At 45.8% G+C, this 8,882-nt stretch carries 7 protein-coding genes and 13 tRNA genes; 1 reads left to right on the plus strand and 19 read right to left on the minus strand.

Annotated elements, in window-relative coordinates; all coding sequences use genetic code 11:
* Nucleotides 1-694 precede the first annotated feature (694 nt).
* From G519_RS0136620 to G519_RS0136635, 4 genes are all read right to left on the minus strand, one after another.
* The gene (locus tag G519_RS0136620; RefSeq protein ID WP_029198796.1) at nucleotides 695-1,738 is read right to left on the minus strand and encodes a HAMP domain-containing sensor histidine kinase; all 1,044 of its coding nucleotides are present in this window, start codon (nucleotides 1,736-1,738) and stop codon (nucleotides 695-697) included.
* Entirely contained in the window at nucleotides 1,735-2,457 is a 723-nt protein-coding gene (locus G519_RS0136625) for a response regulator transcription factor (RefSeq protein WP_029198797.1), read from the minus strand. Before G519_RS0136625 ends, G519_RS0136620 begins: the two co-directional genes overlap by 4 nt.
* Before the next feature lie 113 nt (nucleotides 2,458-2,570).
* The gene (locus G519_RS0136630; RefSeq protein WP_029198798.1) at nucleotides 2,571-3,806 is read right to left on the minus strand and encodes an MDR family MFS transporter; all 1,236 of its coding nucleotides are present in this window, start codon (nucleotides 3,804-3,806) and stop codon (nucleotides 2,571-2,573) included.
* A gap of 111 nt (nucleotides 3,807-3,917) precedes the next feature.
* Nucleotides 3,918-4,301 (minus strand): hypothetical protein, encoded by a 384-nt coding sequence (locus tag G519_RS0136635; RefSeq protein WP_029198799.1) that lies wholly within the window; start codon nucleotides 4,299-4,301, stop codon nucleotides 3,918-3,920.
* A 236-nt stretch (nucleotides 4,302-4,537) separates the two neighbouring features.
* On the opposite strand from G519_RS0136635, the gene G519_RS0136640 reads away from it, so the two are divergent.
* Nucleotides 4,538-5,332, plus strand: coding sequence for an alpha/beta fold hydrolase (locus G519_RS0136640; protein ID WP_029198800.1), 795 nt, complete (start codon nucleotides 4,538-4,540; stop codon nucleotides 5,330-5,332).
* Here the strand turns inward: G519_RS0136640 and G519_RS0136645 are convergent.
* From G519_RS0136645 to G519_RS0136715, 15 genes are all read right to left on the minus strand, one after another.
* Entirely contained in the window at nucleotides 5,322-6,536 is a 1,215-nt protein-coding gene (locus G519_RS0136645) for an ROK family protein (protein WP_036635292.1), read from the minus strand. The two genes, G519_RS0136640 and G519_RS0136645, sit on opposite strands and share 11 nt — an antisense overlap.
* A 74-nt stretch (nucleotides 6,537-6,610) precedes the next feature.
* Entirely contained in the window at nucleotides 6,611-7,381 is a 771-nt protein-coding gene (locus tag G519_RS0136650) for a class I SAM-dependent methyltransferase (RefSeq protein WP_244280342.1), read from the minus strand.
* A 214-nt stretch (nucleotides 7,382-7,595) separates the two neighbouring features.
* Nucleotides 7,596-7,674: transfer RNA gene (locus G519_RS0136655), tRNA-Leu, on the minus strand.
* 48 nt (nucleotides 7,675-7,722) lie between these two features.
* A tRNA-Leu gene (locus G519_RS0136660) sits at nucleotides 7,723-7,808 on the minus strand.
* An 8-nt stretch (nucleotides 7,809-7,816) separates the two neighbouring features.
* Nucleotides 7,817-7,890: transfer RNA gene (locus G519_RS0136665), tRNA-Cys, on the minus strand.
* Nucleotides 7,891-7,900: 10 nt separating this feature from the next.
* A tRNA-Gly gene (locus G519_RS0136670) sits at nucleotides 7,901-7,975 on the minus strand.
* Nucleotides 7,976-7,983: 8 nt separating this feature from the next.
* Nucleotides 7,984-8,055: transfer RNA gene (locus G519_RS0136675), tRNA-Gln, on the minus strand.
* Nucleotides 8,056-8,076: 21 nt separating this feature from the next.
* Nucleotides 8,077-8,149, minus strand: a tRNA-His gene (locus G519_RS0136680).
* Nucleotides 8,150-8,174: 25 nt separating this feature from the next.
* Nucleotides 8,175-8,248: transfer RNA gene (locus tag G519_RS0136685), tRNA-Trp, on the minus strand.
* 12 nt (nucleotides 8,249-8,260) lie between these two features.
* Nucleotides 8,261-8,342 (minus strand) — tRNA-Tyr (locus G519_RS0136690).
* A gap of 10 nt (nucleotides 8,343-8,352) precedes the next feature.
* Nucleotides 8,353-8,428, minus strand: a tRNA-Thr gene (locus G519_RS0136695).
* An 18-nt stretch (nucleotides 8,429-8,446) separates the two neighbouring features.
* Nucleotides 8,447-8,522, minus strand: a tRNA-Phe gene (locus G519_RS0136700).
* A 19-nt stretch (nucleotides 8,523-8,541) separates the two neighbouring features.
* Nucleotides 8,542-8,618: transfer RNA gene (locus G519_RS0136705), tRNA-Asp, on the minus strand.
* 61 nt (nucleotides 8,619-8,679) lie between these two features.
* Nucleotides 8,680-8,756, minus strand: a tRNA-Met gene (locus G519_RS0136710).
* Between the two features lie 30 nt (nucleotides 8,757-8,786).
* Nucleotides 8,787-8,862, minus strand: a tRNA-Val gene (locus G519_RS0136715).
* Nucleotides 8,863-8,882: the final 20 nt, after the last annotated feature.

Genomic DNA, 8,882 nt, shown 5'->3' on the forward strand with positions numbered 1-8,882 from the left:
AGCTGAGCAACGACATGAAGCCCTATGGCTGAACCCGCAAACAGCTTCTTTGACCGATGATCCTGAAAAATAGACCGATAATCTAGGACATTGAGCACTTTGAGACATTGACAAACTACTAAAAATTCCTTATCGTTATCCATGGTTTGCTCCTTTGTTTGGGAGAATGATGGATAGCGCGTCATTCCCTAAACATAGGTGCTTTTTCTTTGTTTGTCTAGATTAATAAATACTTTATATTACAAATTAAGTAAATATTTGATGTGAGGTTTGATGCATCGGTAATGTATTTTGTACAACATTAATTCATCAAATCTAGCTTTATCTTGCTAATGTTACAAATTACAACATCTCTGGCCAGGAAGGCAGAATCCTAGGAAATTGTTGTACGCCGTACAACTTACAGGTCTTCAACCACAGAAAAAGCAATCATATAGGCATCTTAATCAGCAATCCCCCTCTTCTCCTAAAACCAAATGAAACCCCAACCATGCAAAAAAACCACAAGAAGGGATGATCCTCCTTGCGGTCCATACACATTTCGCTTGCAGTCTATATGTGGTCTATGAGCCGTCTATGTGCATCTTGTGATCCATCTACATTTCACTTGCAGTCTATATGGTCTATGAACCGTCTATGTGCGGCGGTCTGTGTGCGCGGTCTACCAATTGTCTACTTTCTCGTTATCCCCCCACTAATAAATCGGCAACGTAAACCAGAATCGGCTCCCATGCTCTTCCTCACCTGTATGACTATCAACACCAATCGTTCCTCCATGCAGGTGAACAATCGATTTAGCAATCGCAAGTCCAAGGCCCGCGCCTCCGCTTGCACGAGTTCTTGACGGATCCGCACGATAGAAGCGATCAAAAATCTTACTGCTATCCTCCTCGTCGATCCCTTGACCATGATCCAGAATATCAAGCTGCACATATTGCTCTGAGATCTGTTCAACTTTAATTTCAATCGTCCCACCAACAGGAGAATGCCTTATGGCGTTATCCAAAATGTTAGCAAGGACCCTCTTCATTTCCTGGGGCATAATCGCCACTGGAGGCAATCGATCAGGCATATCGACGTCGACTTGCAGCTGTTTTTCCTCCAACTGAAAAGCCAAACTCTGCAAGCCGTCTAGCAGCAAATGATCGACATGATACCGTTCAGGAACAAATTCAGTACCTCCAGCATCCAGCTGCGATAGCTTAAATAATTCTTGAATAAGTCCGTCTAATCTTCCCGTTTCAAGCCGGATGGTTTGTAGATAACGCGCAAACGTTTCTTTGTCTTGAATGACATCGTCCTGCAAAGCTTCTACGAATGCTTGAATGGAAGCCATGGGGGTCCTCAAATCGTGGGAAACATTCGCTACGAGTTCTTTACGGGATGCCTCAGCTGTTCGCAATTTCTGAAAGCTTTCATTTAGCTTGCCCGTCATTCGATTGAATTGATCTGCCAGTCTTTGGAATTCAGCAGGTCCAATCTGAGGCACTTGTCCCTCAAAATGTCCTTCCGAAATATGCGTCGTTTCCTCCGTAATCGCATGAATGGCTTTCTCAAGGGGACGTGTCATGAAGTAATGTATGAGCATCGATACACTCGCTGCGCCAAGAGTTACGGTCGTCAAAAGGACGACGTCCTTCCAGTTCAATAACATATATCGATAGCATATAAACAAGGTGAGCAAAATAATACTCGTACTCACCCCACTCGCGATAAGCAAATAAATACGAAGCTTCATGATGGCTCCCTACCCTCAAATTTATAGCCAATACCCCATACCGTCTTAATATATCGCGGCTCAGAGGGATTGGGCTCAATCTTCTCTCTCAACCTGCGAATGTGGACGGTGACCGTTGTTGTATCGCCATAATAATCGATATCCCACACTTTGCTTAGCAGCTGATTGCGTGAAAATACTTGCTCCGGATGCCCTGTAAATAGGTGCAGCAGTTCAAATTCCTTCACGGTCAGCTCGATTTCCTTTCCGTTCACCCGAACACTCCGGTGCAGCACATTGAGCTCTAGCCCCGGAAACTTCATGATATGCGCAGGTGACACAGCGCCTGCACCATTAGCCGCTTCCGCATAACCGCGCTGCTGCCTCCGCAAAATCGCTTTCGCGCGCAGCACCAGCTCACGCGGCGAGAATGGCTTCGTTAAGTAGTCGTCTGCGCCCATCGTTAACCCCATGAGGCGATCCATTTCATCGCCTCGAGCCGTCAGCATGATGATGGGCACGTCTTGCTCGTTGCGAATTTCCTCGCACACTTGCCAGCCGTTTTTGCCCGGCATCATGAGGTCCAGAACAATCAGCTGCGGACTGTGCAGCCGCCATAAGCGGATGGCTTCGTCGCCACTCACCGCCGAAATAACCTGATACCCCTCTCGCTGCAAATAGACGGTGCACACATCAATAATATTCGTTTCATCATCCACCACGAGAACGAGTGAACCCATCCGGCATACCTCCTCAAGCATTCATTCTATTATACCGCAGAGCAATGAAATGAAGCTTACGTATGTATTACAAAAGTGTAAAAAGCTCCCCAAATTGCGGGGAGCTTCATTCGTTAGGTTTGCAAAGCAGCCTCGATAATAGGCTCCTCTTTTTTGTGATTAAGACTTCGAATATATCGCGACTGTGCAATACCTGCTAGGAGAATGATGGCAGATAAGACGGCGAACATGACCTTCCCGCCAAAGTGACTGAATAACAAGCCTCCAAGAATGGGACCAATGGCACGTGATAACTGCCAATTCATACCGAACACAGAGAAATACCAACCTCTATGCTCCTCAGGCGCAATAACGGAGATCACCTTCTGAATGTGGGGACCATTTAACATTTCACCAATGGTAAATAAAAATTCAACAAAAAGAAGTATGGCAAAGATAGGTACAAATCCATAACCAACTGACACAATCGCAAACAACAGATAGGATGCTGCGACTACCAAATAGGCTGAAACATGCTCTGTACGCTTAGCAATCCATATTTGCATTGCAATAACGACACAGCCATTGAAGGTAATAATCGTAGCAAAAACTGTCTTATAATTCTCGAAATGCTGCTGTAAATGCAGTGGGAACGTAGACTCCACTTGTGCGTATAAAAGTGATACCGGCATCGCTAGAAGCGTAATCCATAAGAGCGGCTTATGATCGCGCCATTTAATTTTCGGCTTTGTCTTATACAGCTCCAGTTCCGAGGCGCTCTTCTCAGGCATTGTCTCTGGAACCTTCCAGACGACCAACCCTGCGTATGCAAGGAGAGCAACCGAGCAAGTCAAGAAGATAATTGTCGGATTCCACGTGAATAGAAGCAGTCCAAGCAGCGGTCCGAATGCTGAACCCATATTTAATGCTGTGTGCAGCAAAGCAAATACTTCAGCGCGCTTCTCTTGCGGGACAACATCCGTAATCTGTGCATTAGCAGCTGGTCCATACATTGCATGGCCAATGCCGTTAATGATCGAAATGACAGCAAATTCCCAAACGTGGCTGGCAAACATATAACCGCCAATGGCGAAAGCTTGAATAATGAGCGCAGCCAGCATCATCGGCTTCCTTCCATATCGATCGCTCAAGCTGCCTGCATACAGATTCACGAAAATTCCGCATAACGGCTGCAATCCGATAATCAACATCGATAAGAAAATGGAACCATCCAGCTTGTCATACAAATAATAAACCAAGTAAGGTCTCATCATAAATCCGGCTAATGAAGTTAGAATCGTCCCAACGACTCGAACCCATATCGCCGTATCATACTTGCTAATCAGTGAAAACAAAGGGATCCTGTGCATACAACCTCCTAGATGTAATTGGTCTTCTCAGTTTAGAGGTATTTGGATAAAAGAAAAAGGTAAAATCTCGTTATAACGGATTTCACCTTTTATGAATGATTAGCTATATAATTATCCGCCAATACGAATTTTGCGGTATGTATCGATAAACGAGAGAACATCTACTCTTTTCCCCCTCTTTTTCGCGACTCTGGCCATTTTCACGAGTGTTGTCCAGAATTCATCTAGAACAGGAGATTCGAAGTCATTTTCTTTTGGTGTTTGTGTTAGGTTATGTTTGTTTTTATACGTCGTGCCCTCATCCGAAATGAGATACTGTATTTGACTTTTTTTCCATTGCTCCCCGGTTACATAACTTACCCCAATTTCGCGCATCTTTTTACGTACAGAAGTTACTGGACGACACAGTTCTCTGGCAATAACAACTGGAGGACACTCAGAGGAAAGGCGAATCAACTTGTCCAATTCCTGTGTGGACCAAGGCTTTTTAGTCATAAGAATAACCCCACTTCGTAAAATGAATGTTTCGTTCTGCCTGTTAATGGTTACTAACTAAAGGTATAATAAGAGAATACCAACGAAATGTTAAAGAAGTATGAGTTAACCATAATGAAAGTATGAAGACATAACTTTTTCGATAATTTTCCCTATTTTATGTCCTAAGAACTATAATTGGGCGACGAATTAGGGCTTTATGCGCAGTGAATTTATCTAATGGAGAGTGAAGGACGATGAAACATCATATTAACGGAGCCGAACTGTTCGTCGAAGAAAAAGGCCAAGGAGCACCTATTATTTTGCTGCACGGCTTTCCATTGGATCATAGCATGTGGCAATCGCAGGTAGTCGCGTTGTCAGGGAACTATCGTGTCATTACACCTGATTTACGTGGCATGGGCCAATCCGATGTACCCGTATCTAATATATCGATAGCCCAGTACGCCGATGACATTTTAACCTTAATGGACAAAATGGGCATAGAAAAAGCCGCGCTTGGCGGCTTCTCCGTGGGTGGTTATGTAGCGTTTGCACTTTTACGCAAAGCTCCCAAACGTTTCACAGGTCTTATCTTGGCCAATACTCGTCCTGAAGCTGATGGGCAAGAGGCTCGCAAGAATCGTTTAAACATGGCCGTCTCTCTCTATGAAAAAGGGTCTGTGGTGGCAAGAGACGCTATGCTGCCTAAACTTATTACAGAACCATCCAAGCAAGAGCATCCTAAGCTCGTCGATACCTTGAGTATGGTGATGGAATCGATGCCAGCCGAGGGACTTGTCCATGCTTGTCTGGCCATGGCATTCCGCGAGGACTCTGTCGACCTGCTTAGCTCTATTTCGGTGCCAACGCTCGTCATCGCCGGTGAGCAGGACCCGATCGCGCCTCCGGATGTCATGAAGAAAATGGCCGACCAAATTGCAGATGCCAGCTATCATGTCATACCGGCCGCCTCACATTTGACGCCGATGGAAAAACCGGAATCTTTCAATGCGCTGCTCATTGATTTTCTGAAGATCATTAAAGCCTAACCAACTGGTCCATGACCATCACAGCAGCACCAATCGCCAGAGCTTCCTCACCTAGCTGCCCTTTGCTGAAGACGACTTGATAGGCGGGGTAGTAGTATGTCTTCCGAATCGCTACCTGCGTAGCGGTTTGGAAAAACAACTCCCCACCAGCAATTAACGGCCCCCCTAAGATTACTTTTTCGGGGTGTAATATATTTAGCAAGTTAGCTAGTCCAATGCCGAAAAAAGTGGCAGCCTCCGTGATGATCTCCACAACTAGGGGATCATTTTTTTTGAGCGCCTCCAAAACATGCAAATACGTGACATGCTCAGGGTCATCAACCAAATGGGACAATACCGTGGATCGACCCTGCTTTAAGGCAGAGCGAGCTGTCTTCTCGATGGCATATAAAGAAGCATATGACTCCAATGCTCCATAGTTGCCTGACGTGTTACGATGGGGTACACCATCCGTTTGAATAATCATTTGACCCACAGAGCCTTCCATATCGACGGCACCATAAATAACCTTTCCCTCAGAAACCATGGAGGAGCGCAAACCAATCCCAGCATGAATATAGAGCAGATGCTTAAAGCTCTGCGTACGTTGATGCCATGATTCAGCTAGGATGGCCGTATTAGCTCCATTATCCAGCAATGCAGGAATACCTAATTCCCCCGTTAACTGCCTGCATATCTCGACATTTCTCCATCCTTTTGCTGGAAAATAGGACGGCTCTAAGATGGTCCCTGACAAACGGTCCACAGGACCCACCGCACCGATCCCTATTCCAAGTACCGCGGAAGAGTCAATGTTGTGCGTGATTAACATCCTTTGTACTTCATCTACAATTAGACGAATCAACACATCCGGCGTCATCTCTGCCGTCATCGTCCAACTCCGTGAATCCAGTTTCTTCATGCCCAAATCGACAAGTACTAACTTAGACAACGTTCTGGATATTTCCAACCCAAAAACATAAGCATAGGCCGGATTCTTTTCATATAGAATCGGCCTACGCCCTCCTGTTGAGGCACCGAAACCAGATTCAAGGATAAGTCCTTGAATTGTCAGTTCCTCCAAAAGCCGCGTCAATGTAGAAACCGTCATCCCGCTTTGCTCTAACAACTCCGTTTTGGAAACCGTTGTTTGACGACAAATTCGCTCATAGATTTCTTTCGCCTTACGATTTGGAATTCGTTCCGTTATGACATCTATGTTCAAAGAAGCAGCCCCCAATGATAATCTTTCTCATATATTTCGCCATTGGGAAGCCAAAATCCTTCCTTGTCTTCCCCTTATTCCTTCGATCCAATCATGAGGGTATAACCCATATAGGAATGATATTTATTGACAAGCTCATCGTATTTTGCAGTGATTTGCCAAATCCGCGGATCCATAAACGACTGCTTATCAGACAGATGAACAGGATCTGGATGTTGAACTTGATCTTCGAACATCATTAGCGGGAAGGAATGTATTCCTGAGAATTCCACAGGTCCAAACCTGCCCTTTTCTAACAGCTCCCGCCATTCATCCATACTATATATTTTACTTACCCCATAGAAGCTGCACAACGCCCTTTGAACGCTAGGTGACATCTGTTTGATACGGATAACTTCTCGATCATAAAGCTTACCTTCGGATTTAAGTACCCTATAATACTCGGATACAGCTTTCTGAGCATCAGCAAAATTCGTCACTGACTCCACCATCACAACATCGAAAGTATGATCTTCAAAAGGTAGCTGGCATACATCCCCAACCAGGAATTGCACCTGTACCCCCTGCTTCTCAGCTCTTATGATCGCTTTCGCGATCATTTCCGGACGAATATCGACCGCTGTTACTTCGCATCCTTGTTCAGCCAAATAACATGCCGTTCTTCCAGTTCCGCATCCGACCTCTAGCACGCGCTTCCCTTTCTCAATGGGATACTTCTTCAATTGCTCAATCGTCTCTCCGAAACCCCCGGGATGCGCATTTCCTACTCCTAATTTGGCTAACATATCTAAGTACTCGATAGCACTTACACCTCCATAATGGCATATCAATCTCTTTTCTACCATATGGAAGGCTGCAGCCTCTTGTTCAGATTCTCGAGTCATTTTTGGAAAAAAAGGCGCTCGCCTAAAAGCGCATATGTTCAACTCTTTTAGGCTGATAACAAAGGATTCTCGCCTCAATTGTAAGCTCATCGATTACTGTATATACAAGCAACACACAAATAAATAGAAAAAGCTCATGAAATTATTAAATTTCATGAGCTTTTTCTATTCGTTATACCGGCAAGAGGACTCGAACCTCCACCCTTTCGGACTCGATTTTGAGTCGAGCGCGTCTGCCATTCCGCCATGCCGGCTTATGTGGCGCGCCTTGATGTGTTAAGGCGCGCATGCAATTAAGCTAATGCCGAAGACCGGACTTGAACCGGTACGGTAGTCACCTACCGCAGGATTTTAAGTCCTGTGCGTCTGCCGATTCCGCCACTCCGGCTAATAATGTGGAGGCGCCACCCAGATTCGAACTGGGGGTAAAGCTTTTGCAGAGCTCTGCCTTACCACTTGGCTATGGCGCCTTAGTAATAATGGAGCGGAAGACGGGGATCGAACCCGCGACCCTCGCCTTGGCAAGGCGATGCTCTACCGCTGAGCCACTTCCGCATATAAAACTGGGGATCAAGGATTTGAACCTTGGCATGACGGAGTCAAAGTCCGTTGCCTTACCGCTTGGCTAATCCCCATTATGTTGCTTGGTAATAATGGGCGGACGACGGGACTTGAACCCGCGAATGCCGGATCCACAAACCGGTGCGTTAACCCCTTCGCCACGACCGCCACAATATTAAGTTTCTTACTTTTTTGGCAGGGGCAGCAGGAATTGAACCCACACCAAAGGTTTTGGAGACCTTTGTTCTACCCTTAAACTATGCCCCTAGAAAAAGTAAATGGAGGCTGATGGATTCGAACCACCGAACTCGAAGAGAGCAGATTTACAGTCTGCCGTGTTTAGCCACTTCACTAAGCCTCCACAAAAGCAATGGTGCCGTCGAGAGGACTTGAACCCCCAACCTACTGATTACAAGTCAGTTGCTCTACCAGTTGAGCTACAACGGCATATTTAGTTTAAAAAAATGGTGGCTCGGGACGGAATCGAACCGCCGACACGAGGATTTTCAGTCCTCTGCTCTACCGACTGAGCTACCGAGCCTTACTTGATTTTGTAAAAATGGCGGAGCTGACGGGATTCGAACCCGCGGTCTCCTGCGTGACAGGCAGGCATGTTAGGCCACTACACCACAGCTCCATAAACATTATGAACCTAATATAGGATTTTTTTAATCAAGATTTCTCCTAATTTAAAAGGTTGGTTGCGGGGGCAGGATTTGAACCTGCGGCCTTCGGGTTATGAGCCCGACGAGCTACCGGGCTGCTCCACCCCGCGTCATTAAGAAGAAAGCATGAAATTTGTAAATGGTGGAGGCTGACGGGATCGAACCGCCGACCCTCTGCTTGTAAGGCAGATGCTCTCCCAGCTGAGCTAAGCCTCCATGGGATAGAACTAGAAAAT

The sequence above is a fragment of the Paenibacillus alginolyticus DSM 5050 = NBRC 15375 genome (genome assembly GCF_000422905.1).
GTDB lineage: Bacteria > Bacillota > Bacilli > Paenibacillales > NBRC-103111 > Paenibacillus_E > Paenibacillus_E alginolyticus.